Origin of the sequence: Sorangium sp. So ce131 (assembly GCF_051519095.1) — a bacterium.
Taxonomy (GTDB): domain Bacteria; phylum Myxococcota_A; class Polyangia; order Polyangiales; family Polyangiaceae; genus Sorangium.
The window spans coordinates 13,575,149-13,599,094 of the sequence record NZ_CP150455.1 but is presented as its reverse complement, the minus strand read 5'-3'; the positions used below and the strand labels follow the sequence as shown (position 1 = coordinate 13,599,094).

Sequence of the window (23,946 nt, the reverse complement as noted above, 5' to 3'; positions counted from 1 at the left end):
TGCTCAGCAATAATCCACGGCGACAAAGACCGAGGTCAAGCGACGAGAGGCGTCCCTCCTCCGCGTGACGGACGCTGCCACCGCGTTCGTAGGTGGAGCAGGCGTCCGGCGTCGAGGGCTGCGGAAGCTACCCCCCGAGCACCTCGTCGTAGAGATCCTCGTACGCGCGCGCCATGCGGTCGATCCCGAAGCGCTCGACCACCCGCGCGCGGCCGCGCAGGCCCATCTCGGCGCGGTCGTCCCGGACCGCCACCGCCTCGAGCGCCGCCGCCAGGGTCTCGGGCGCGGCGGGCGGCACGAGCAGGCCCGTCTCGCCCTCCCGCAGGATCTCGGGGTTGCCCCCGACGCGCGTGGCCACGATCGGCAGCCCCGCCGCGGCCGCCTCGATCAGCGTCAGCGAGATGCCCTCCGTCAGCGACGCGAGCGCGAACACGTCGAACGCCGGCAAGAGCTCCGCCACGTCGCCGCGCGTCCCCGCGAACGTCACCGCGCCGACGAGCCCGAGCCGCGACGCCTGCTGCTCGAGCGCCGGCCGGAGCTGGCCGTCGCCGATCAGCGTGAGGTGCGCGTCGGGGCGCACCTCGCGCAGCCGCGCGAACGCGGCCAGCAGCGTCGCGTGGTCCTTCTCGGGCGAGAGCCGCGCCACGCAGCCCACATGGTAGCCCGCCGCCGGCACGCCGAGCCGCGACCGCGCCGCGACCGCGTCGCCCGGCCGGAACACCTCGGTGTCGACGCCGTTCAGGATCGTCACCACCTTCGCCGGATCGACCCGCTCCACCTCGAGCGCGACCGCCCGCGCGTCGTCGCTCACCGCCACGACCCGGTCGGTCAGCGCCGTCGCGACCCGGTTGACCAGCACCTTCCGCTTGTCGGTCGGGTAGTTGCGGCCGTGCTTCGTGTGCACCACGCGCGGCCCGCCCCCGTCCCGCGCCGGCAGGCTCGCGGCGCGCGCCAGCGCCGCGGCGAGCGCGCCGTAGAGGTGCGGACCCGGGTTGTGCGTGTGGACGAGCCGCACCCCCTCGCGCCGCAGCCACGAAGCGAGGCGCACCGACAGCCCCGGGTCGAGCCCGGGCTTGCGCGCCACCACGACGAGCGGCACGCCGAGCCGCTCGAGCTCGTCGGCCAGCGCGCCCGGCTCCTGCAGCGCGCACACCACCGGCGTGAACCGGCCGCGCTCCATCCGCTCGAGCAGCCGGAGCACGACGCGCTCGAGCCCGCCCACGTTGAGCGCGAGCACCACGTGGGCGACCTTCACCGGCCGGTCCTGCCGGGCGCGCGGGGCCGCCCCCGGCGCCGGCTGGACCTCGGGGACGCCGTTCACGCCGCGGCCTCGCGGCCGAACTCGATGGGCACCTCGGAGATCGTCATCCGGAACTTGCCGCCCTTCGTCACCGGGATGTCGTCCACGACCTGGACCCGGATGACGGCCCGATCGCCCAGGAACCGGCGGAGATCGCGCTCGATGAGCTGCGCCACGTCGGGCTTGAAGCCGTCGCCCGGGATGAGCTTGATCGTGATCGCCCGCGCCTTGTCCTGGTGGACCTGGAAGCGCGCCACCGTCGGCTGATCCTTGAAGAAGTACGGGAAGAACTCGCCCGCGAGCAGCTGCCCATCAGGCCCCACGATCATGTCGAGCACCCGCCCCTCCACCGACGCGAGCAGCGGCAGCCCCCGGCCGCACGAGCACGGCTTGTCCGACGCCACCGCGACGTCCTCGTTCTTGTAGCGGAGCAGCGGCATCGACCGGCACACGAGGTCGCTGATCAGCACCTCCCCGGGCTCGCCGGGCTTGGCGAGCCGCTGGCCACAGCGGATCTCGACGAAGATGTTCTCCATGTTGAGGTGCTTGCCCTCGTGGCGCTCACACTCCGCGCCGATCAGCATCATCTCCCTACAGCCGTACCGGTCGAACACCGGCGTCTTGAACGCCGCCTCGATGGTCTCGCGCTGGTGCTTCGAGAGCCGCTCGGCCGTCGCGATGATCCCCTTCAGCGGCGGCAGCTTGCGCCCCGTGTCGAGCGCGTAACGCGCCGTGTAGTAGAGCGGGTTCGTGTACCCGACGATGATGTTGGGCTGGTAGCGGGAGATCTCGTCCACCACCTCCGCGAGCCGCGCCTCGGACAGGTTGAACGCGCTGACCGTCTTCTTCCGGATCGCCGCCTCGTGCAGCTGCCGCTTCCACTTCTTCCAGCGCGGCTCCACCGGCGGGATGCCCCAGATGTAGAGCTCCTTCTGCCCGATCTCCGCGCCCGCCCAGCGGTCCGCCCGCAGCGCCGCCGCGTTCCGGTGCTCGTACGTCGCGTGGTCGTAATAGAACCGCGCCGGCTCCCCGGTCGATCCGCCCGTACCGCTCTTATGAAGCTTGCCTGTCCACCCCTCGGCGAGCAGCTCGTCGCCGTGGGCGCGCAGATCGGCTTTGGTGAGCACCGGGAAGCGCGAGAGATCCTCGGGCGCGTGCACGTCCTTCACGCGCACCCCGTATTCGGCGAACCGGCGCCGGTACCAGGGGATGCGCTGCTCGGCGTAGCGGAGGGCCTCAAGCATCCTTCGCCAGTTGAGCTCCCGGAGCTCGCTCTCGGGGCGCCACTGGGACCGCTCCATCTCCTCGAGGTACGTCAGCGTGGCCCGCCCCCGGAGCCGCGTTTCGTACAACGGGAAAAGCACGTGACGAAAGAGCGCTGCATACATGGTTTGGGAAAGATCCTCTCGGACCTTCCATTCCCAGTCAAGTTGCCGCGTGCGCCGGGCCGCATCCAGGGCAGATTCCGCGCGGAAGCGCAGGATTTCCGCGGTAGATCCGCCCGGGGCGCGGCCCGGCACGCGCCGGAGGCGCCCTGGCTTCATTCCGGAGGAGACTCGGCGTGAGCCGGCGGCGGGCCCCGCGCGCGTGGTCACTGCAGCGTGGGCTCCACCTCTTGCTGCCAGAGCGCCGCCAGCGCGAACGTCTTCGCGTTCTCCGGCACGGCCTGGCAGAAGCTCTGCCGCCGCGCGGGGTCGTGGATCCACTGCGCCCGCGCGACGAGCCGCTGCATCGCCACCGCGATCGCCTCGCACGCGGGGCCGTGGTGCCCGGCGGCCCGGAGCGACTCGGCGTAGACGAGGCGGATGTGGGCCTCGCCCTCCTCGGTCCCGCCGACCGAGACGAGCAGGCCGAGGCCGCGCCGGGCGGCGTCGAGCGCCTCGTGTGCGCGCCCCTGCTCGAGCAGCACCCGCGCGCGCACCGCGAGCGCGAACGCCTGGAGCGTCGGCACGTGCGCCAGCATCGCCACGGCCGCGCCCGACTCGGCGTCCGCGGCGCCGAGGCCGCCGAGGCGGGTCAGGATCGCCGCGAGGTACGCGCGCGCCCGCGCCTCCTGCCGCCGGTTGGCCTGCGCCGCGAACGCCTCGATCGCCTCGGCCGTGACCGTGCGCGCCGCGGCGAGGTCGCCCTGCTGCATCCAGAGCAGCCCGAGGTTCTGCTTGGCGAACGCCGCGACGTTGTGGAGCCGCATCCGCTCCGCGTCGGCGAGCGCGTCGCGCAGCCCCGCCTCGGCGCGGCCGTACACGCCGAGCTGCACGAGGCAGTGCGCCGCGTTCACGCGGCTCAGGCACGCGTTCCGGAGATCGCCGGTCTGGAGGTACGCCGGGATGCTCTGCTCGGTGCACTCCAGCGACGCGGCCGGGTCGCCGTAGCAGAGCGCCCGCGACGCCCGGAGGGCGTGGATGCGCGCCGCCACCGCCGCGTCCCGCTCGGCGAGCGGCATCGCGACGCGCGCGAGCTCCAGCACGATCTCCTCGGCCGCGGCGTACTGGCCGCCGTGCAGGAGCGACCCGGCGATGCGCGCCAGCGCGCTCACGCAGGGGCCGGTCGCCTCGTCGATGTAGATGGGGGCCCGGTCGCCGCCGGCGGGCCCGCTGCCGCCGCCGCCCGCGTAGGCCACGGGCCCGCTGCCGCCGTCCCCGGGGCTCGCGCCGCCGCCGCGGAGCTCCTCCACGAGGTCCGCCAGCCGGTCGCCCATGCCGAGGCGCACGCGCATCGACGCGGCCTCGGCCGCGGCCGCGTACCAGAGCGCGCTCCTCCGGGGGAAGCCCTGCATCGCCATCACGGCGCACCGCTCGGCGTCGGCGGCCTCGCCGAGCCACTTGTGCGCCTCGGCCTGCACGAGGCGCAGCGCCGCGAAGAACTCGCCGTCGCGCTCGGCGCTCGCCACGCCCTGCTCGGCCCGCTGGATCGCGGCGCGGAAATCGTTCGCGCCGAGCGCCTGCTCCGCCGCGCGCCGGAACCAGATGACCGCCCGCTCGGCGTCGCCGCCGCGCTCGAAATGCTCGGCGAGCAGCGCGGCGTCCCGCTCCCCGGCCCGCTCCAGCCACTCGCCGGCGAGCAGGTGGCCGAGCGCGCGGTCGGCGTCGGTCAGCGTCGCGTACGCCGCCTCGCGCACGAGCGCGTGCCGGAACGTGTACTCCTCCTCGCCCGTGAACTTGCCCTCGCCCCGGCGCGCGATGAGCTCGCGATCGACGAGCACCGAGAGCCACTCGCCCACGCGCTGGGCCCGCTTCTCGCCGCCGAGCAGCGCGGCGACGCCGCCGCGCCAGAACTTCTGGCCGAAGACGCTGCCGGCGCGCAGCACCCGCCGCGCCTCGACGTCGAGCGACTCGAGCCGCGCCTGCACCATCGAGAGCACCGTCTCCGGCAGCGCCTCCGTCCTGCCCGAGGCGGCCGCGCGGATGAGCTCCTCGAGGTAGAACGCGTTGCCGCCGGCGCGCTCGCACAGGCGCGCGCAGAGCTCGGGCGGCACGGCGTCGCCGAGCACCTCGCGCACGAGCCGCTCGCTGCCCTTCCTGCCGATCTCGCGCAGCCGGATCTCCTGCGCGCCGCGCGAGGCCCAGAGCTTCGGGAAGACCGACTCGATCTCGGGCCGCGCCAGCGCCAGCACCATGAGCGGCTGGTCCCGGTGCGCGAGCGCCGCGTCGAGGAGCTTCACCGTGGGCAGGTCGCCCCAGTGGAGGTCCTCGAGCACGAGCAGCACCGGCTCGGCGCGGCACTCGGCGAGCACGAAGTCCTCGAAGGCGCGCCGGATCTGGTCGCCCATGAGCATCGGGTCGGCGCGCGCGGCGCGCAGCTCGACCCGGCCCTCGTCGGAGAAGTGGATGCGGGCGATCTCGCCGAGGAACTCGGTCACGCGCGCGAGGTCGCCGCCGCTCAGGGTGCGGCCGACGCGCGCGCGCAGGCGCTGCTCGCGCACCTCCTGCGGCTCGCCGCCGGAGAGCCCGGCCTCGCGGCGCAGCATCTGGCGCAGGAGGCCGAAGGGCGAGCCGGCGCTCATCGGGTCGGCGTGGCCGAGCCAGACCTGCACGCCCTGGTCCCGCTCCTCGATCCGGCGCAGGAACTCGTAGCGCAGCCGGCTCTTGCCGAGCCCGGCGGGCGCCGTGACGAGCACCGCGCGCGCGGTCGGCTCGGAGGTGCACTCGTCGAGCACGGCCTCGAGGATCGCGATCTCGTGGTCGCGCCCCACGAACGGCGTCGGCCGCCCGAGCAGGGTGCGCGCCGCCTCGCTGAGGTCGCGCTCGCCGCGGAGCACGAGCCCCGTCGCGTCGCCGCCGACGTCGAAGCGCGCGTCGAGCAGGCCGGCCATGACCTCGTCGAGGCGGATGGCGCCGCCGGCGGCGCGGTCGAGCAGGCGCACGGCGCGGTCGATGGTCGGCCCCATGGGGAGCCGGTCGTCGGCGGCGCCGCGGCCGGCGACGAGCGCCATCTGCACGCCGGGGATGAGGTCGCGCACCTCGATCGCGCACCGCGCCGCGCGCGCGGCCTGGTCGGTGATGAGGCCGCGGCACTCGAGCGTGATGAGGAGCAGGCCGTCCGCGAGCGTCTGGAGCGCGCCGCCGAAGCGCGCGGCGACGCGCGTGAGCTCCGCCTCCGGGATCGCCGCGCGCGCGAGCGGCATGGTCATGGGGAGCGTCATCGGCATGGTGGGCCCTTGCCAGGCCGCGTCCTTCGCGCCGACGCGCGCGAGCATGAGGCAGACGGTCCGGCGCTCGCCGGTCGTGAGCGCGCCGCCGCGCCGGCTGACGGGCGCCGGGGGGGTGCTCTTGATCTCGCCGACCTGGAGCAGCTCGTCGGCCGCGGCGCCGCCGTCGGCGGGCCGCGCGGCCGGGTCCTTCGCGAGCATGCGCGCGACGGCGGCGTCGACGCCCTCGGGGACGTCGGCGCGCAGGTCGCGCAGGCGCGGCGCCTCGTCGAGGACGACGCGGAGGAGCGCGGTGTGGATGTCGTCGCCGATGAACGGCGGGCGCCCGGTGAGGCAGTGGAAGAGGACGCAGCCGAGCGCGAACACGTCGGCCTGGGGCCCGATGGCGCGCTCGCCCCGCGCCTGCTCGGGCGCCATGTAGAACGGCGTGCCCATGACGACGCCGGTCATCGTGAGCGGCGCGAGCGCGGCGAGCCGGGCGATGCCGAAGTCGAGGAGCTTGACCCGCTCGACGGACTTGTCGATGAGGTACAGGTTGCTCGGCTTGAGGTCGCGGTGGACGACGCCGTGGCGGTGCGCCTCGGCGAGCGCCTCGGCGATGCGCAACCCGAGCGTGATGCTCTCGCCGACGGTGAGGCCCCGCCGCCGCAGCCGGTCGCCGAGGCTCTCGCCCTCGAGCCACTCGAGCGCGAGCCACGGCTCGCCGCTCTCGGTCGCCCCCTGCGCGATGTACCGGACGATGCCGGGGTGCCGCAGCCCGGCGAGCACCTGCGCCTCGCGCGCGAACCGCTCGCCGTGCTCGAGGCCCCGGCCCGACATGACCTTGAGCGCCGCGACCTCGCCGGTGTGCCGGTCGAGGGCGCGGTAGACGGAGCCCATCCCGCCCGACCCGGCGAGGCGCTCGATCAGGAAGCGGTCGGCGACGATGTCCCCGGGTTTCATCGGGACGGTCAGTATCGCGGAGGATTGCGGCCGAGCGCCAGATCCCGGCGCCGGGCTCGCGGTGCACGCCGGCGGGGAGGCCACCGTGGGGGCGGAGCGGGGCGAGCACCGCGGCGGGGCGAGGGCGGGCGCAGGCTCCGGTCGGCGCGTGGGGGCGCTGCGAGCGCGCCGGGGCGTACACACACGCACGCGGGCGAGGCGCTCGGAGTAATTTTCCATACATTCGCAAGCAGCAGCGGACGCCTGGTCCGTTACCAGGCTTACACATCTGCCTGCGGGACGACGCCTGGTACGTCAAAAACTGTACAGATCTGCCTGCGAAGCTACCCCCTCCCCGTCGCGGCGTTCCCGGGGGTGATGGCCGCGCGGCCGGAGGGTGGGTCAGGGATGCTCTCCGGCCGGTCGCCTAGGGAGCCTTGGCGTGGCGGAAGCGTGGCCCCATGCTCGCCAGGGTTGCGCTGGTACGCTGCTCCCCGATCGAGCGTGGTAAGACGTCGCGCCGTCGGTCCGCCGTGACGAGGTTCTCTCCATGAAGATCAGCCGAGCCACGATCGAGAACTTCAAGAAATTCGCTCCTCCCGGCATCGAGCTGGACTTCAAGAACAAGGCGACCGGCGATGTGGCGGATCGTTACTTGATCCTCGGCGATAACGCCTCAGGGAAGACGACCATCCTGCAAGCCATCGCCCTCACACTGTCGCTGGCGCAGCGGAAGATCCCTGATGTCGGTCATCTCGGCTGGACCGGGTGGGCGCCTGAGCGCTACTTCGTGCACGGCGACCCGGTCGTCGAGCTGACAGTCGAGTTCGAAGACGACGAGATCGCGGCGACGCAGGAGGCCGCGAGGCGATGGTGGGACATCGTCCACCCCACGAGCCATGACCTGTTCCGGGATCCCGGCGACAGCCGCGTGGTGACGCTGCGTCTCGAGGGCGCACGGGTGAGGACGACCGGCTCCCCGCGCGAGATCTACCAGTTCCGCGGACGATCGTACGTCGCCGCGTCGCTCAGGAACGATCCCAAGCTCCGAGCGCTCTTCTCTCGATTGCCAGGGGTGTTCTGGTACGACCAGTTCCGGAACATCGCGCTGTCCGGCGCGCGCGAGCCGCCGGATCGCGAGTCGTCCGACCAGGCTCCGCCCAACGAGATGGGTGTCCGGTTCGCGACCGCCGTCGAGCGGCTCGACAAGATCCTCAAGATCTGGCATCGAAACCGCGAGCAGCACGGACCCCATCCAGACCGCGACTACCTCGGCGAGCTGGAAGCTCTCTACCGGACGGCGTTTCCGGGCCGGAGGTTCGCGGGGGTCGAGCCCCTGTTCGACGGCCCTACTCCGGCGGACGACCGGTTCGTGCTGAAGGACGGGGGCCGCACCTACACGCTGAGCGAGATGTCCGCCGGCGAGCAGTCTGTCTTTCCTCTCCTCTTCGAGTTCGTGAGGCAGCAGATCCACCGATCGGTGGTGCTCATCGACGAGATCGATCTGAACCTGCACCCGCCGCTCGCACAGACGCTCCTCGGCCTGCTGCCTCGCCTCGGCGAGGACAATCAATTCCTCTTCACCACGCACGCACGCGCGATCTCGACGCTCGTCAGCCCTCATACCATCCACCGGCTGCCGGAGGGACGCCCGTGCCTGTGAGCGTTCTCCTGTGCGAGGGCGAGGACAACAGTCCGGACGTCAGGCTCCTTCACGCGATTCTGGAAGGCACCGGCGTCACCATCGAGCCCTGGGGCGGCAAAGAGGGTCTCCCGAGCCTGATTCGGCGCAGGCGCCGACAGAACCCTGGGATCTGCGGGCTCATCGACGGCGATTTCCCCAGGGATCCCGGAGCATGGATGCCGGCCGCCGCTCCTCGGCCTGCTGCGTGGGCCACGCCCAAGGGCGTGCAGCTCGGATGGGCATGGCGACGCAAGGAGGTCGAGAATTACCTTCTCGACCCCGACGTGCTGGCGCGCGCGCTTCGGTGGGACGCTGCTGCGAAGAACCGTTACGTAGCCCAGCTCGAGGGGGTGTTCGATGCGCTCGGTCATGCCACCGCTGCGAGGATCGCGTTGACCTGCTGTGCGCCACGCAGGAACCGCATCGACACCCACGTGCGCCTCGACGCCACCAAGGAGGAGCTGGCGGAGGAGCTCCGCGCAAAGGCCGATGAGTACGCCGAGCACGCTCACCTCGACAAGAACGCTCTGGTTGACGCCTTCGAGCGGCACCTGCCCGACTGCCTGCACGGCGGACGCTTCCGGGCGCATGCGCTGGAGGTATTCGCCGGAAAGAACATCTTCGCGAAGATCCAGGGCACGGCAGGGTTCGACCCGGTGCTCAAGAACCAGCCCGAGCTCGTGGAGAGAGTCCTCGACGCGCTGGCGCGCGATGCAGAGCCGCATTCATGGCACTCCGAGTGGTCCGCGCTGCGAGCCAACGTGGTGGCCTGGACACCTGCTGCGGATACGGGGAACGCGGGCACGTAGAGAGTCCTGGGTTCTGGCACACGGCTCCCTACCGCCTGCGGAGACCTGCTCTCCGTAGGCGAGGTTCCGCGTTGGACCGGCAAAACCATCTCTAGATCCGCTGTGCGCACCCGGGCGCCGAGGTCCCACCGGCGGAAATCGCACTTTCCGCTTGCGCATCTTCCGCGCGGTTCCGTTTACTGGGCTAATGCGCATATCCATCCATCGCTCTTCCGTGCTGGTGACAGGTCTGCTCGCCATGGTTGCAGGATGCGGTGAGGAGCGCGCGGGCGCGCCCTTCCAGGGGGTGATCCTCGACCTCCGCGATACGTACGTCACCGAGGGCGGCGAGATCACCACGAGCCGGGATCTCTCCCAGTTCACGTCCGTCGAGGCCCAGGTGGTCGCGGCGGACGGCGCGGTCCAGGCCTTCGCCGGCGCGCTGTCGGAGGACGGCGCGCGCTGGGAGATCCCGGGTGTGCCCGACGGCGAGTACTGGCTCGTCACGACCACCCCGCCGGACGAGCGCGCCGAGCACGCGCCGGAGCGCGTCACCATGATGCAGATGACCGCGCGCTCCGTCGACTTCGGCCGCACCTTCGCGGGGCGGCCCGACGCGGGCGCGGCGACGCAGGCCATCGACGTCGCGCTCACCGCCGGGGGCCTCGGCGCCTGGCACCAGATCACCCGCGATGAGGACGGGGAAACGGTCCAGTGGCTCCAGGACAGCATCGAGCTCTACAGCTTCAACGCCGACGCGCTCGCCGGGGCGAGCCCCGCGGAGGGCGACCCGGGCGCCCCCGAGGACGGGGACAAGGCCCTCTCAGGCTGGACGTTCGATTGGCACAAGGTGGTTCTGCCGTCCACCCACGACGACGCCGCGCGGCCGCTCGTCGATGGGTCGCAGGGCGATGTGCTGCACGTCACCCAGCTCGTCCAGCACCAGGTGGAGCCGGCGTCGGGCGAGGCGGATCCACACGACCCGTGGTCCTCGTTCACCTACAACGCCGCCGAGGCGTCGTTCTCGACCGCCGAGGTGAACATGCAGGACGGGAAGCCGGTCGCCCTCGGCGGGGCGTTCGCGCCGCTCGATCCGTCGAGCCTCGCGGTCGACCTCAAGATCTCGCGGTTCGTGGCGCAGGTGACGGCGCACGGCCCGGCCGCGCTCGCGGACACGTTCACCTCGTTCTTCCTCGTCCAGGAGCCCGGCACCGGCGTGCCCGTGAACGGGTGGACACCGACGCTGCTCAGCGCGGCCGTCTTCAGCAACCAGGAGCCGGTCGACGAGACCTGCTTTCCGTACGATGGCTCGTGCGACACGCAGCTTTGCCCGGACGGGTGCAACGACGCGCTGAACACCTTCCACCCCGGCGATCACGCCCGGACTTACGAGTACGGGAACCCCTACCGGGCAAGAGGCATGGAGATGCTCGACGTGATCGTGACGTTCCGCACGCGGGTGACTCACCCCGTCGAGATGACCACGGAGACCCTGCGCGGCCACGTCGAGGTCATCCTCAAGGCCGAGGACGCGAACGGCGCGGCGGTGGAGCCGTTGCTCGGCCTGCCGCGGAGCCTGAAGCTCGACGGAAAGAGCCTGCCCGCGGACGAGGTGACCGAGCAGGTCGGCACGACGCCCGTCATCCACTTCGAGCCGCCGGACCTGGGCACGCCGGACGGGTATTTCGTGGGGATCGTCCTCTACGATGACCTCAAGGACGCGGGCGATGAGGTGGTGAGCGCGCGGACCTCGGTGCTCAGCGTCGACACGACGGAGACATCGATCCAGGTGCCGGAAGGCGTGCTGGAGAGCGGCCGGTACTACAGCGTCCAGGTCACCGCGTACAAGGGGCTGAAGACGCAGGAGGCGCCGTTCAAGTATGACGGGACGACGCAGGCCAGGGCGCAGAGCTACACGGGGCTGTTCACGCCCTGAGGGGCGCGACGGAAAGGCCGCCGTGCGCGCGCCGCCTCACGCCGCGGGAGGCGCCGAGCCGCTGACGGCCGAGCTGCCCGGCCGCCACGTCACGCGGCTCTCGAGCATTGCGCCACCAGCCACTCGGGCGGCTCGATCGACGCAGCATTGCGACGCGTTCTCGTTTGCCACGCCCCGGAAGCTCCTCTAGCGTGGCCTGATGCAGACGGCCCCTGAACAATCGACCCCGGGGAAACCTCAGGCCAAGAAGGAGAAGACCTCCTGCTTGATGATCTTCCTCATCGCCCTCGGGATCTCGGTGCCGCTCCTGGGCGTCCTGTCGGCGCTGGCGATCTACGGTGTCTCCAAGTACATCGCCTCCGCCAAGACCGCAGAGGCCAAGAACACGGTCGGCACCATCTCGCGCGCGGCTGTGGCGGCGTACGGGCGCGAGGTGGCGGTGCAAGGCGCGCTCGGCGGGGAGACGAGCCCCGGTGAGGCGGCGAATCAGCTCTGCAGCTCCGCCGAGCCCGTGCCGGCGAACATCCAGGACGTCGCCGGGAGGAAGTACCAGCCCCGGTCGACGCCCGGCGTGGACTTCGACACCGGGACGGCCACGAGCGGGTGGCGGTGCCTGAAGTTCTCGATAACGCAGCCGACCTATTACCAGTACCACTACAATGCGGGCTCGGGCTACATCGCGGCCGCCAGCGCGCCTGGGCCCCGCGGGTTCGAGGCCGCGGCGCGCGGCGACCTCGACGGCGACGCGGTCCTCAGCACGTTCTCGCGCACCGGGGTCGTCAACGCCCAGGGTCAGCTCGTGATCGCCGACCAGATCACCATCGAGAACGAGCGCGAGTGAACGCCGCGGGCGCCTCTCCCGTCCGCGCGCGGGCCGCGCGGGCGGAGGCGGCGCGCGGGATCACGCGAGGAGCTCGGGCTCTTCGCCGAGCTCCTCGGCACAGCGGCGCGCCGCCTTCACGAGCCGGTGGCGCCACACGTAGAGGCTCGTGCGCGTCATGCCGAGCTCCGCGGCGATCCGGTCGATGGGGACCTCCTCGATGAACATGAGCTGGAGGAGCTGCATGCCGAGCGGGGAGAGCTCGCCGGCGAGGCGGCGGAACATCCGCGCCACGAGCTCGCGCGCGGCGATGACCGACTCGGTCTCGTCGACGGCGCCGGACATCGTGACGATCTCGTCGTCGCTCGTGGGCTCCTCGGCCCACAGGCTCCGGGACCGGGTGCGCTGCGCCGAGAGGACGTGACGCTCGGTCACGAGGCCGACGAAGTTGGCGAGCGACAGGCCGCGCCCGGGATCCCACGCCCTGAGCACACGCGCCTCCTCGTCGAAGAGCGCCATGAGGACGTCCTGGATCAGGTCCTCCGCGTGCGCCGAGCGCGACCCGGCCCCGCGCGCCGCGAGGCGGCGGGTCACCCGCGCCCGCAGGACCGGCGTGAGCTGATCGACGAGGCCGCGGCGCGCGGTGTCGTCGCCCGCGATGGCGCGGGTCACCAGATCCAACGTGCTCGCAGCGGACGGGGAAGGGCTCGTGAAAGCAGGTGATGCTTGCATGGGGTGCGCTCCAGGTGCGGCGCTCGGGCCGGTAGGTTCGGCCGGGCGCTCTCGCAAGCGCTATACCGGGCCGGATCCCCGCCGGTTTCGCCGGCGGCCGGGGAGCGCTGCGCAGCGCGCCAGCGCCGGGTGGGCGGACGGTCGCGCGAGTTGCGCAGAGATCCGCGCAACCGCGCGATCGACCCCGGCGCAGCCGCGCGATCGACCCCGGCGCAGCCGCGCGATCGACCCCGGCGCAGCCGCGCGATCGACCCCGGTCCGGCCGCGCAGCCGTCGTGTCGACACAACGGCTGGCACACCCCGCCTTGTGTCGACACGAGGGCTGCGGCGCCGTCCGCCCTTCGGCTAGACTCGCGCCCGTGCGCGCCTCGGAGACGCTCGACGGCGGCCCGCTGGAAGGGCCCACCGACGACGGGAGCACGGGCGACCCCGTCCCCGGCCTCGTCCTGCTCTTCTCGGGGGACCGGCCCGCCTTCGGGGTGATCCCGCTCGCCGGCGGCGCGCTGGTGCTCGGGCGCGGCGAGGTCGCGGGCGTGCGCATCGACGACAAACGCATGTCGCGGGAGCACGCCCGCGTGGCGTTCGACGGCCGCCGCTTCGCGGTGCGGGACCTCGACAGCCGCAACGGCACGGCCGTCGACGGCGAGGAGCTGCGCGGCGAGCGCGCGGGCGAGGCGCTCCGGATCGTCCGCATGGGCTCCTCGCTGTTCCTGCTCGCCGCCGACACACGTCCCTACCGGGCGGGGCTGGCCCGCGGCGAGGACATGGTGATGGGGCCGCTGCTGCAGCGGACCTTCCGGACCATCAGCCGCGCGGCCCGCTTCGGGCGCGTCCTCCACATCACCGGCGAGAGCGGCTCCGGCAAGGAGCTCGCGGCGCGCGCCTTCCACGCCGCCGGGCCCACGAGCGCGGGGCCGTTCGTGGCGGTGAACGGCGCCACGCTGCCCGAGGGCATGGCCGAGCGCCTGCTGTTCGGCGCGCGCCGGGGCGCGTACACCGGCGCGGTGGACGCGCTCGGATACGTCCAGAGCGCCCACGGCGGCACGCTCTTCCTCGACGAGGTGGCCGAGCTCGACCCGGGGGTGCAGGCGAAGCTGCTGCGGGTCCTGGAGGCGGGGGAGGTGCTCCCGCTCGGGGAGCTGCGGCCGGCGCGCGTGGACGTGCGCCTCTGCTCCGCCACGCTCAAGGACCTGCGGGCCCAGGTCGCGGCGGGCAAGCTGCGCGAGGATCTCTACTTCCGGATCGGCGTCCCGGCGGTGACGCTCCCGCCGCTGCGCGAGCGGCCGGAGGAGATCCCCTGGCTGCTCGACCGCGCCGTGCAACAGGTGCGCGCGGCCGTGGGGGCGCCGAGGGGCGCGGGGCCCGGGGACGAGGCGGCGCTCTGGCCCCACACCTCGCTCGTCGAGGCGTGCCTGCTCCGGCGGTGGCCGGGCAACGTGCGCGAGCTCCTGGCCGAGGTCCGGGCGGCGGCGCAGATCGCGACCGAGGAAGGGGGCGCGGTGCTCGCCCGGCACCTGAGCCCGACCGCGGGCATGGCCGTCGTCCCGCCGCCGTCGGCGGAGCCCTCGCCCCGGGCGGCCTCGCCGAGCGACGCCCCGGGCGCGTCGCCCGCCGCCTCGAGCGCCCCCCCTGGCGCGGCACCCGGTCCGGCGCCGGCCGAGGCGCGCGAGGCGCGCGAGGCGCGCGCCGCGCGGCCTTCGGGCGACGAGATCGCCGCGGCGCTGCGCGCGGCGGGAGGGAACATCTCGGCCGCGGCGCGCGCGCTCGGCCTGCACCGGACGCAGCTCAAGCGGTGGATGGCGCAGCCGCCGGGAGGCACAGCAGAGCGCCCGGCCCGGAAGCAGCGCCCGGGCGGCGCGGGCGACGGCGCGTGACCGTCATCGCGCCTGCCGGCGCCTGACCGCCCTGCGCGCGACCGCCCTGCGCACGACCGCCACGGGAAGGCAACGCGACGCCACGCCAGCACCGCCGGCCGGCACGCCCGTTGCGTGAGCGCTGGACACGCCGGCTGTTCTCGACGCCCATCGCGGTCGGGTGGTCCGATCTGACCATGAGGACAGGATGGCGGGAAGAACGCTCTACGTTCTTCCCGCCTCCCCGACCTCGTGGGAGCTCCTTGTGGCCGCCTGCGACCGCCGCCACCAGCACGCCTCCGCCGCGCGGAGGAGACAGGAACCGATCATGACTGCAGCACCCCTGCTCGCCCCTGGAGGGCTCCGCGTCCGCAACAAGGACAACAACGACACCATCGGGTTCGCGTTCACCGAGCCCACGCCCATGGGCCAGCTCCAGCGCTGGATCCTCTGGCAGGTGCCTGGTGAATACAGGCTGGAGAAATGGACTCCAGTCCAGGGCTTCTCGCTCGAGCAGCACTGGAAAGCTTGGGCGAAGAAGAAGCGCGTGAGCGCCTGGAGCGAGGATCCTCAGGCGGGGCTCTGGGTGGAGAACGGCTTCTACATCGTGGCCCGGTCGGTGCGCGCCACGAAGCTCGCGGCCCTCGCGGGCGCGTTCCCCGACGCCGGCGCCGCCGGCGTCGCGCTCCGCGCGGAGCGCGACGCCGGCGCAGCCGTCCGTCGCGCCGAGGACGCGGCGCCGGGGAGCGCGAAGCCGGCGCGCGTCGCGAAGCAACGCCAGCGGAGGCCAGGCGTGGGCCTGGACACCCCCGTTCACGACATCGCCGCGCCGGACGACCCCGACACGATTCCGCAGCTCGTCGTCGGCGACCGGTGCATCTACGTGGGGCAAAGCCAGGATCTCCGCGGCCGCTGCATGGGCCTCGGGTACCCGGAGAAGCCGCCCACCTTCTTCGAGACCACCGAGTACTGGCTGCTCTATCCCGGCTACGAGTCGGCCGGCAGCTCCGAGGTGAAGACGGTGATCTCCTTCAAGGACTGCAAGCGCATCAGGACGGCCGGCGAGTGGAACAACCTCGTGAAGGACGAGTTCACCGCGGGGTGTGCCCACGAGACCACCCAATGCAGCTGGTACCACGGCGCGGCGCCCCCTCCCCCCTATTTCCTCTGATTCGTCCGAACGTTCCTCCGAGCGCGCGCTTGATGGCCCGCCCGGGCCGCGGTAGAGCGGTCTCGCGATGTCGGAGCAGCGGGTCGGCTCCGCGGCGGGGGAGCCGGTAGGCGACGCGGGCGCGCGTGTCCTCGCCGGGCGTTATCACCTGCGCGAGCTGCTCGGCCGGGGGGCGCACGGCGAGGTCTGGGGCGCCGACGATCCCGTGCTCGGCGAGCAGGTGGCCATCAAGCTGCTCCTCCGCGCCGGCGCGGAGTCCGCGCGGGTGCGGCGCGAGATCGCCGCCCTGCGCATGCTCCGCCTGCCGGGCGTGGTCCGGCTGCTCGACGAGGGGATGGACGAGGGACGGCCGTTCTTCGTGATGGAGCGCGTCGACGGCGCCCCCTTCCCCGGCCGGCTCGTCGGGGACGCCGGCGAGGCGGCGGACGTCGGTGATGCCGCGGACGCCGACGAGGCCGCGGACGGCGAGGAGAGCGCGCCGGCATCACGGGACGACAGGACGGTCTCCGCCAGCGCCGCCGCCGCCGCCAGCGCCATCGCAGCCAGCACCACCGCCGCCAGCGCCGCCGCCGCCGCCAGCGCCATCGCAGCCAGCGCCACCGCCGCCAGCGCCATCGCAGCCAGCGCCACCGCCGCCAGCGCCACCGCCGCCAGCGTCACCGCAGCCTCGGAGATGCGCCCGCGCTGCGTGCCACGCCCCGCCCGGCGCGCTCCTCGCTGGAATTTTTCAGCCATCGCCGCGCCGACCGAGGCGCTCCTCGAGATCCTCGCGCGCGTTCACGTCGCCGGCATCGTGCACCGCGACCTCAAGCCGGCCAACGTGCTGCTCCGCCCCGACGGGCGGCCGGTGGTGCTCGATTTCGGCCTGTCCCTCGGCCCGGCGAGCCCCACGCGCGCGGCGATGACGGAGACGGAGGAGGGGCTCATCGTCGGCACGCCCGCCTACCTCGCCCCGGAGCAGATCCGCGGCGGGCCCATCGACGCGCGCGCCGACCTCTACGCCGTGGGCGCCATGCTCTACGAGGCGCTCACCGGGAGCCTGCCCCACGACGCCCCCACCGTGCAGGGCCTCCTGCTCCTGCGCCTCACGCAGACGCCCGTGCCGGTGCGCGATCACGTCCCGGAGCTCCCGCAGCGCGCCGCCGATCTCGTGGATCGGCTGCTCGCGCGCTCGCCCGAGGACCGCCCCCGCTCGGCCGCCGACGCGCTCGCGCTCCTGCGCGGACAGGCCGGGGCGCGCCGCGCGGCGCGGACCGTCCCCCGGCTGGGCGGCGACGCGCCCGTGCAGGCGATCGTCGCGGCCGCGCGGGCGGGGCGGGCGCTCGACGTGACCGGCCCCCGCGGCTCGGGGCGGACGTGTTGCCTCGAGGACGCGGCGGAGGCGCTCGAGCGCGAGGGGCGGCGCGTGATCCGGCTCGCGCCGGGCCGGCGCCCGCTCGCGAGCCTCTCGTCCGCGATCGGGTCGCTCGAGGACCTCGCGAGCGCCCCGCTCGACGAGGTGCTCTCGCGCGCCGAGGCGCTCGTCCGCGGCGCGCTCGCGGCGGACGCCGTCCTCGTCGCGGACGACGCCGAGCGGCTCGATCCCTGGTCGAGCGCGGCGCTCGCGCGCTGCCGCGAGGCCGGCGCCGTGATCCGCGCCTTCACGGACGACGCGCGCACGGACGGCGCCGCCGCGGACCGCGCCGCCCTGCGGCTCGCCCCGCTCGACGAGGGGGCGCTGCGCCCGCTGTTCGCCGGCCCGGATCGCCTCTTCCACCTGGGCGAGGACGCGGCGCGCGCGCTCTGGGAGCGGAGCGCAGGCCTGCCCGCCCGGGTCGCCGCGGAGGTCGACGCCTGGGTGCGCGCCGGCTTCGGGCGCTGGGACGACGCCCGCCTCGTGGTCGAGCGCGACACCCTGGACCGGCTCCAGTCCGGCCTCCCCATCGCCGCGCCGACCGAGGTTGGGGCGGAAGGCCAGGTCGGGGCGGAGGGCCCGGCCGTGGACGAGCCGCACCTCGAGGAGCTCTGCGCGTGGCTCGGCGTGGCCGGGTCGCGGCTCGACGCGGCGCAGATCGCCCGGCTGATGCGGCAGCCGCGCTTCCGCGTCGAGGCCGAGCTCGGCGCGCTGTGCGCCCGGGGGTGGGCCCGCCGCGCCGGCGCGGATCGCTTCGAGCTGCTCGTCCAGGCCGGCGGGGGCTGGTCCGAGGACGAGCGGCGCGCCGCGCAGCGCGCGGTGGCCGGCGCGCTGGCCCCGGGGGCGCCCGGACGGCTGTTCCTGCTCATCGCGGCCGGCGAGGACGAGCGCGCCGCGGGCGAGGCGCTCGCGGCCTCGCGCCGGCTCGCGGAGGAGGGCCTGCTCGGCCAGGCCGCGGCGGCGCTGCACGAGGGGCTGCTCGCCGCCCGCCGCGGCCCCGAGGCCGCGGCCCTGCGGTGGGAGCGGCGGCTCCTGCCCGCGTGGGTCGAGATCGCCTGCGCCGAGCGCAGCCCGCGCGCCCTCGACCGCGTGCTCTACGAGCTGTGCCGGGCGCGCTCCCGCGCCGCCCCGGAGGTGGCGCGCCTCGAGGCCCTCGTGCGGGCCGTCATCCTCGTCGACGGGCCGAGCTGGCGGGGGCGCGCGCGCGAGGCGGCCGACGCGCTCGGCCCCTTCGAGGAGCCGGCGCTCGAGCGGTGGCGGCAATGGGTGCGCGTGCGCGCCGGCGTCCGGCAGGGGCCCGAGGCGCTGGAGGCGGCGCTGGAGGCGGCGCAGGCGTGGGCGGCGGCGACCGGGCACCCCGAGGCCCAGGCGGCCGTCGCCGGGTGGACCGGCCTGCTCCGCTACGCAGAGGGGCGCTTCGAGGAGGCCGCGCGCTGGCACGCGGCGGCGGTGGCCCGGGAGACCTGGCCGCCGCTGCGCCTCGCCTCGACGCTGAACGAGGCCGCCGCGCTGCTGGAGGCGTTCCAGCCGGCGCGGGCGGCCGCGCGCGCGCAGGCCGCGGGCGAGATGGCGGCGCGCTGCCGGCACCCGTACTTCGAGGCGCGCGCCGAGTGGACCCGCCGCACGGCCGCGTACCGCATGGGCGAGGCGCTCGCGCCCGACGCCGAGCTGGTCGAGGCGTGCGCGGCGCTCTCCGCCCCGGACCACTTCGCGCTCGTCTGCTGCACCGAGGCCGCGATCGCCTACCGCGCCGGCGACCTCGCGGCCGCGCGCGACCTCGCCGCGCGCGCCGCCGACACGTGGCGCCGCCTCGACCACCGCTGGCCCGAGCTGTTCGGCCGGTGCTTCGCGGCGGCCGTGCGGGGCGGCCTCCCCGAAGAGGAGGCGCGCGCGCTCGCGGCGCAGGCCGCGCGTTGCCCCGTCCCCGGGCTCGGCGTCCAGTCCCTCGCGCTCCTGCGGCGCGCGTGCCCCGCGCTCCCGCCCTTCCCCGACGAGGTGCTCGCGCCGCTCTGCCGCGGCGTCCCGGAGGCCCGCTGGGACGACCGCCTCGACGTGCTCTCCGTCCGCGAGTCGCTCGCCGCCGCGGGCGGCGGGACGGTGTCCCCGCTTGCTGACGAACAGCGCGAACAGCGCTGAACGCCGCGACTCCGGACGTCGCGTGAACGTCGCTCGGGGACGAGATTCAACTTGACATCCAAGGCGGAATTCGCGCTTTTAATGGCGCCTCCTTGCAATGAAATCGTGACCCGAGGGACCATGAACGACCCCACACGCAAGCAGTCAATCTTCTCGCGAACGGCGCGCACGGTGACGACGTCCTCGCTCGTGCTCGGCGCGTTCGCGCTGAGCGCCGGGTGCGCGACCCAGCAGGGCGCCGGCCCGGCGGCGTCGGCGCCCGCGGGCGCGGCCGCGGGCGACCCCGCGAGCCCCGCCGGCGCCGCCGCCCCGGCGCAGACCAACCTGCTCAAGGCGTCCAGTTTCGACGACAACAAGAGCCTGCCGTGGACCACGTCGTTCACCGCGCCGGGCGCGGGCAGCGCCGAGGTGAAGAACGGCGCCTACTGCGTGACCGTGACGAACAAGGGGTCCAACAACTGGGACGCGCAGTTTCGCCACCGGGAGATGGTGATCCAGAAGGGCCACACCTACACGGTCGAGTTCAAGGCGTGGGCGTCCGCGCCCACGAAGGCGCGCCCGAAGGTCGGCATGGCGGGGCCGCCGTACACCGAGCACTGGGCGAACCCCATCGAGCTCGGGACGTCGCCCAAGGCCTACTCCGCCAAGTTCACGATGTCCTCGGCCGACGATCCGACGGCGGAGCTCGCGTTCCACATCGGCGGCGAGATGGCGACGGCCAAGACCCCGTTCGAGGTCTGCATCGACGACATCCGCCTCGATGATCCGGAGTTCAAGGCCGCCGCGACGGAGGCGGCGGCGGCGGCGCCGAAGGTCGCCGTGAACCAGGTGGGGTATCTGCCCGACGCGATCAAGATCGCCAGCGTGAACAACGCGGCGACCGCGCCCCTCGCGTGGGAGCTGCTCGACCGCGGCGGCAAGGCGGTGGCGAGCGGCCAGACGAAGGTCTTCGGCAAGGACGGCGCGTCCGGCGACCACGTGCACCTCGTCGACTTCACCACCTTCAAGACGGCGGGCGAGGGCTACGTGCTCAAGGTGGGAGACGACAAGAGCTTCCCGTTCGACATCGGCGCCGGCCTCTACAAGAAGCTCAAGTACGACGCGCTCGCGTACTTCTACCACAACCGGAGCGGCATCGAGATCAAGCTGCCCTTCGCGGGCAAGGCCGAGCTCGCGCGCCCCGCCGGGCACCCGAACGACAAGGCCACGCCCTGCCTGAAGGGCAGCGGATGCGACTACACCGTCGACGCGTCCGGCGGCTGGTACGACGCCGGCGATCACGGCAAGTACGTGGTCAACGGCGGCATCTCGGTGTGGACGCTGCTCAACTGGTACGAGCGGACGAAGCACCTCGGCGCCTCGGGCGCGGACTTCGCGGACGGCAAGCTCAGCATCCCCGAGAACAAGAACGGCGTGCCCGACATCCTCGACGAGGCGCGCTGGGAGCTCGAGCTCTTCCTGCGGCTGCAGGTGCCGGAGGGCAAGCCGCTCGCCGGCATGGTGCACCACAAGATGCACGACGACGAGTGGACGGGGCTCGGCCTCGCCCCGCACGAGGACAAGATCGCGCGGTCGGTCCACAAGCCGAGCACCGCGGCGACGCTCAACGTGGCCGCCACGGCCGCGCAGTGCGCGCGCATCTGGAAGACGGTGGACGCGGCGTTCTCGGCGAAGTGCCTGAAGGCCGCCGAGCGCGCGTGGGCGGCGGCGAAGCAGAACCCGGCGCTCTACGCGCCGCCCGGCGGCGACAAGGGCGGCGGCCCGTACGACGACAAGAACGTCGCCGACGAGTTCTACTGGGCCGCCGCGGAGCTCTTCGTCACGACGGGGAAGCCGGAGTACAAGCAGTTCCTCCAGGCCTCGCCCCTGAACGCGAAGTTCCCGACGGAGGCCGACGGGGTGGTCGCGTCGATGACCTGGAAGACCACCGACGCGCTCGGCCAGATCTCGATGGCGGTGGTGCCCGGCCCCGTCGACGCCGCCTGGCAGAAGCAGCTGCGCGACCGCATCGTCAAGGCCGCCGACCAGTACCTCGCCGTCGCCGAGAAGGAGGGCTACCGGACGCTCGTCCAGCGGACGCGCGACGGCAAGTACGAGTGGGGGTCGAACTCCTTCGTGCTGAACAACATGATCGTGGTGGCGCTCGCCCACGACTTCACGAAGCAGCAGAAGTACCTCGACGGCGTGGTGCTCGGCATGGATTACCTGCTCGGGCGCAACCCGCTCGGGCAATCGTACGTGACCGGCTACGGCGACAAGCCGCTCGAGAACCCGCACCACCGGTTCTGGGCACACCAGGCGAACAGCAAGTACCCGAAGGCGCCGCCCGGCATCGTGTCCGGCGGACCGAACTCATCGATCCAGGATCCACACGCCCAGAGCGCCGGGCTCAAGGGGTGCGTCGCGCAGCGGTGCTTCGTGGACCATATCGAGGCCTGGAGCGTGAACGAGATCACGATCAACTGGAACGCGCCGTTCGCGTGGGTGGCCGGCTTCCTCGACGAGAAGGCGAAGAAGTAGCGCTGCTGCGGGGGGGTCGACCCGGAGCAGCAGAAGGAACGCCAAGGGCGCCAAGGCGCCAAGGACGCCAAGGGGAGAAGGGATAGGCAATCCCGGGATTCCTTTCTCCTCTCTCCCTGGTCTCTTGGCGTCCTTGGCGTCCTTGGCGTCCTTGGCGTCCTTGGCGCCTTCCAGGCGTGTACATAAACACCGCCAACGGAATACCGTTCCGAGAGCAGTTCTCTCTCCGCACGATAACCGTCGTGCGCTCTCCCGCTGGAACCTGCTTGCCGTCCGTCCGTCCGGCGGGCGAGAACGATCCCGACCCTCGTCGAGGAGGCGAACCGGCACCCTCGGAGGCCGCCGTGAGGCTCCTCTTCTCTCTGGAGGACATCATGCGTCGCTTCCCGTGGTTCCCGGCCCCCTGTCTCCTGGTCGTCGCGCTCGGCCTCGCGTCCTGCGGCGGCGGCTCGCCCTCGTCATCCGGCGGCCTCGGCGCCGGCGGCAGCGGCGGCGGCTCGGACGTCGTGGATCCCGGCGGTCCCGGCTCCAGCGGCAGCGCCAGCGGCAGCGGCGGCTCGGACGTCGTGGGCCCCGGCGGACCCAGCTCCAGCAGCAGCAGCAGCAGCGGCAGCAGCGGCGGCGGCGGCCCGGAGCCGACCCCGGAGCCCGGCTCCGTGATCAACGGCATCCAGTGGGCCGACACCTCGGGCAAACCCATCCAGGCGCACGGCGGCGGGATGATCAAGGTGGGCCCTTATTATTACTGGTTCGGGGAGAACCGGAACCCGAACGGGACGTTCTACGCCGTGTCGGCCTACCGCTCGACGGACCTGACACGCTGGGAGTTCAGGAACCATGTCCTGACCATGGACTCGTCACCCGAGCTCGACCCGGCCAACATCGAGCGCCCGAAGGTCGTCTACAACGAGTCCACGGGCAAGTACGTCATGTGGATGCACTGGGAGAACGGCGTCCATTACGGCGAGGCCCGGGCCGCGGTCGCGAGCTCGAGCACCGTGGACGGCGACTACACGTACCATGGCAGCTTCCGGCCGCTCGCCGGCTCCGGGGTCGTCGATCACGATAAGCCCGGGTACATGTCGCGCGACTGCGGGCTGTTCGTCGACACCGACGGGAAGGGGTATTTCATCTCCGCCTCGAACGAGAACTACGATCTCAACCTCTACGAGCTGAGCCCCGACTACCTGTCGATCGGCCGGCTGGCCGCGGTGCTCTTCCCCGGCGGGCACCGCGAGGCGCCGGCGCTGTTCAAGCGGAACGGCATCTACTTCCTGCTGACCTCCGGGGCCACGGGCTGGTCGCCCAACCAGGCGAAGTACGCGACGTCCAGATCGCTCGAGCGCGGCTGGTCGGCGATGACCAACGTCGCCGACGGCACGACGTTCCACTCGCAGTCCACCTACGTGCTCCCGGTCCAGGGCAACGCGGGGACGTCGTACCTCTACCTGGGCGACCGCTGGGCCGGGGCGTGGGGCGGGCGGGTGAACGACTCCACGTACGTATGGCAGCCGATCACCTTCCCCTCGGACACGTCCATGAGCATGAGCTGGAACAACACGGTGACCATCGACGCAGCCGCCGGCACCGTCACCGGGGCGACCCACACCTTCAAGCTCGTGAACAGCAACAGCGGCAAGGTGATGGACGTGGCGGGCGGCTCGAACGCGGACGGCGCCGCGGTGGTCCAGCAGGCGGACAGCGGCGGCGACTACCAGAAATGGCGGTTCAACTACGACGGGGAAGGCCATTTCCGGCTGACCAACATCGGCAGCGGCAAGGTGCTGGACGTCCCGGATCACGCCACCGAAGACGGGATCGCCCTGGCCCAGTGGACGGGCAACGACGGCGACAACCAGGCATGGCTGATCTCCGACGTCGGCGGCGGCGAGTTCCAGATCAGGAACAAGGAGTCCGGCAAGCCGATCGGGGTGCGCCAGGGCTCCACGGCCGACGCGGCCCCGGTGGAGCAGCGGGGGAGCGGCGACGGTAAAGAAATGCGATGGCAGATCGTCCCCGCCGACTGAGGTGATCCGCCGGGGCG

General features: G+C 73.1%; 13 protein-coding genes. 9 read left to right on the top strand and 4 right to left on the bottom strand.

What is annotated here, in order from left to right:
* Positions 1–127: 127 nt before the first annotated feature.
* The 3 genes from WMF43_RS49445 to WMF43_RS49435 all read right to left on the bottom strand — a co-directional run bounded on the left by WMF43_RS49445 (position 128) and on the right by WMF43_RS49435 (position 6,890).
* Complete coding sequence (locus WMF43_RS49445) at positions 128–1,321, bottom strand: glycosyltransferase family 4 protein (protein WP_437675892.1); 1,194 nt, start codon at positions 1,319–1,321, stop codon at positions 128–130.
* Entirely contained in the window at positions 1,318–2,688 is a 1,371-nt protein-coding gene (locus WMF43_RS49440) for a phenylacetate--CoA ligase family protein (RefSeq protein WP_437675890.1), read from the bottom strand. Before WMF43_RS49440 ends, WMF43_RS49445 begins: the two co-directional genes overlap by 4 nt.
* A gap of 203 nt (positions 2,689–2,891) precedes the next feature.
* Entirely contained in the window at positions 2,892–6,890 is a 3,999-nt protein-coding gene (locus WMF43_RS49435) for a protein kinase domain-containing protein (RefSeq protein ID WP_437675888.1), read from the bottom strand.
* 529 nt (positions 6,891–7,419) lie between these two features.
* On the opposite strand from WMF43_RS49435, the gene WMF43_RS49430 reads away from it, so the two are divergent.
* The 4 genes from WMF43_RS49430 (at position 7,420) to WMF43_RS49415 (ending at position 12,118) form a co-directional block, all read left to right on the top strand.
* On the top strand, positions 7,420–8,532 hold the full coding sequence (locus WMF43_RS49430; protein ID WP_437675886.1) for an AAA family ATPase: 1,113 nt from the start codon (positions 7,420–7,422) through the stop codon (positions 8,530–8,532).
* Complete coding sequence (locus WMF43_RS49425; RefSeq protein ID WP_437675884.1) at positions 8,529–9,362, top strand: hypothetical protein; 834 nt, start codon at positions 8,529–8,531, stop codon at positions 9,360–9,362. Before WMF43_RS49430 ends, WMF43_RS49425 begins: the two co-directional genes overlap by 4 nt.
* Positions 9,363–9,600: 238 nt before the next feature.
* The gene (locus tag WMF43_RS49420; protein ID WP_437675883.1) at positions 9,601–11,277 is read left to right on the top strand and encodes a hypothetical protein; all 1,677 of its coding nucleotides are present in this window, start codon (positions 9,601–9,603) and stop codon (positions 11,275–11,277) included.
* Between the two features lie 199 nt (positions 11,278–11,476).
* Positions 11,477–12,118, top strand: coding sequence for a fimbiral protein pilA (locus tag WMF43_RS49415; RefSeq protein WP_437675882.1), 642 nt, complete (start codon positions 11,477–11,479; stop codon positions 12,116–12,118).
* Between the two features lie 60 nt (positions 12,119–12,178).
* On the opposite strand, the gene WMF43_RS49410 is transcribed toward WMF43_RS49415, so the two are convergent.
* The gene (locus WMF43_RS49410) at positions 12,179–12,769 is read right to left on the bottom strand and encodes an RNA polymerase sigma factor (protein WP_437675880.1); all 591 of its coding nucleotides are present in this window, start codon (positions 12,767–12,769) and stop codon (positions 12,179–12,181) included.
* 419 nt (positions 12,770–13,188) lie between these two features.
* Between WMF43_RS49410 and WMF43_RS49405 the strand changes: the two genes are divergently transcribed.
* From WMF43_RS49405 to WMF43_RS49385, 5 genes are all read left to right on the top strand, one after another.
* On the top strand, positions 13,189–14,703 hold the full coding sequence (locus WMF43_RS49405) for a sigma 54-interacting transcriptional regulator (protein ID WP_437675879.1): 1,515 nt from the start codon (positions 13,189–13,191) through the stop codon (positions 14,701–14,703).
* A 307-nt stretch (positions 14,704–15,010) separates the two neighbouring features.
* Entirely contained in the window at positions 15,011–15,853 is an 843-nt protein-coding gene (locus WMF43_RS49400) for a hypothetical protein (protein WP_437675877.1), read from the top strand.
* A gap of 67 nt (positions 15,854–15,920) precedes the next feature.
* On the top strand, positions 15,921–19,382 hold the full coding sequence (locus WMF43_RS49395) for a protein kinase domain-containing protein (protein WP_437675875.1): 3,462 nt from the start codon (positions 15,921–15,923) through the stop codon (positions 19,380–19,382).
* A 120-nt stretch (positions 19,383–19,502) separates the two neighbouring features.
* Complete coding sequence (locus tag WMF43_RS49390) at positions 19,503–21,902, top strand: glycoside hydrolase family 9 protein (protein WP_437675873.1); 2,400 nt, start codon at positions 19,503–19,505, stop codon at positions 21,900–21,902.
* Between the two features lie 344 nt (positions 21,903–22,246).
* Entirely contained in the window at positions 22,247–23,929 is a 1,683-nt protein-coding gene (locus tag WMF43_RS49385; protein ID WP_437675872.1) for an RICIN domain-containing protein, read from the top strand.
* Positions 23,930–23,946 lie beyond the last annotated feature (17 nt).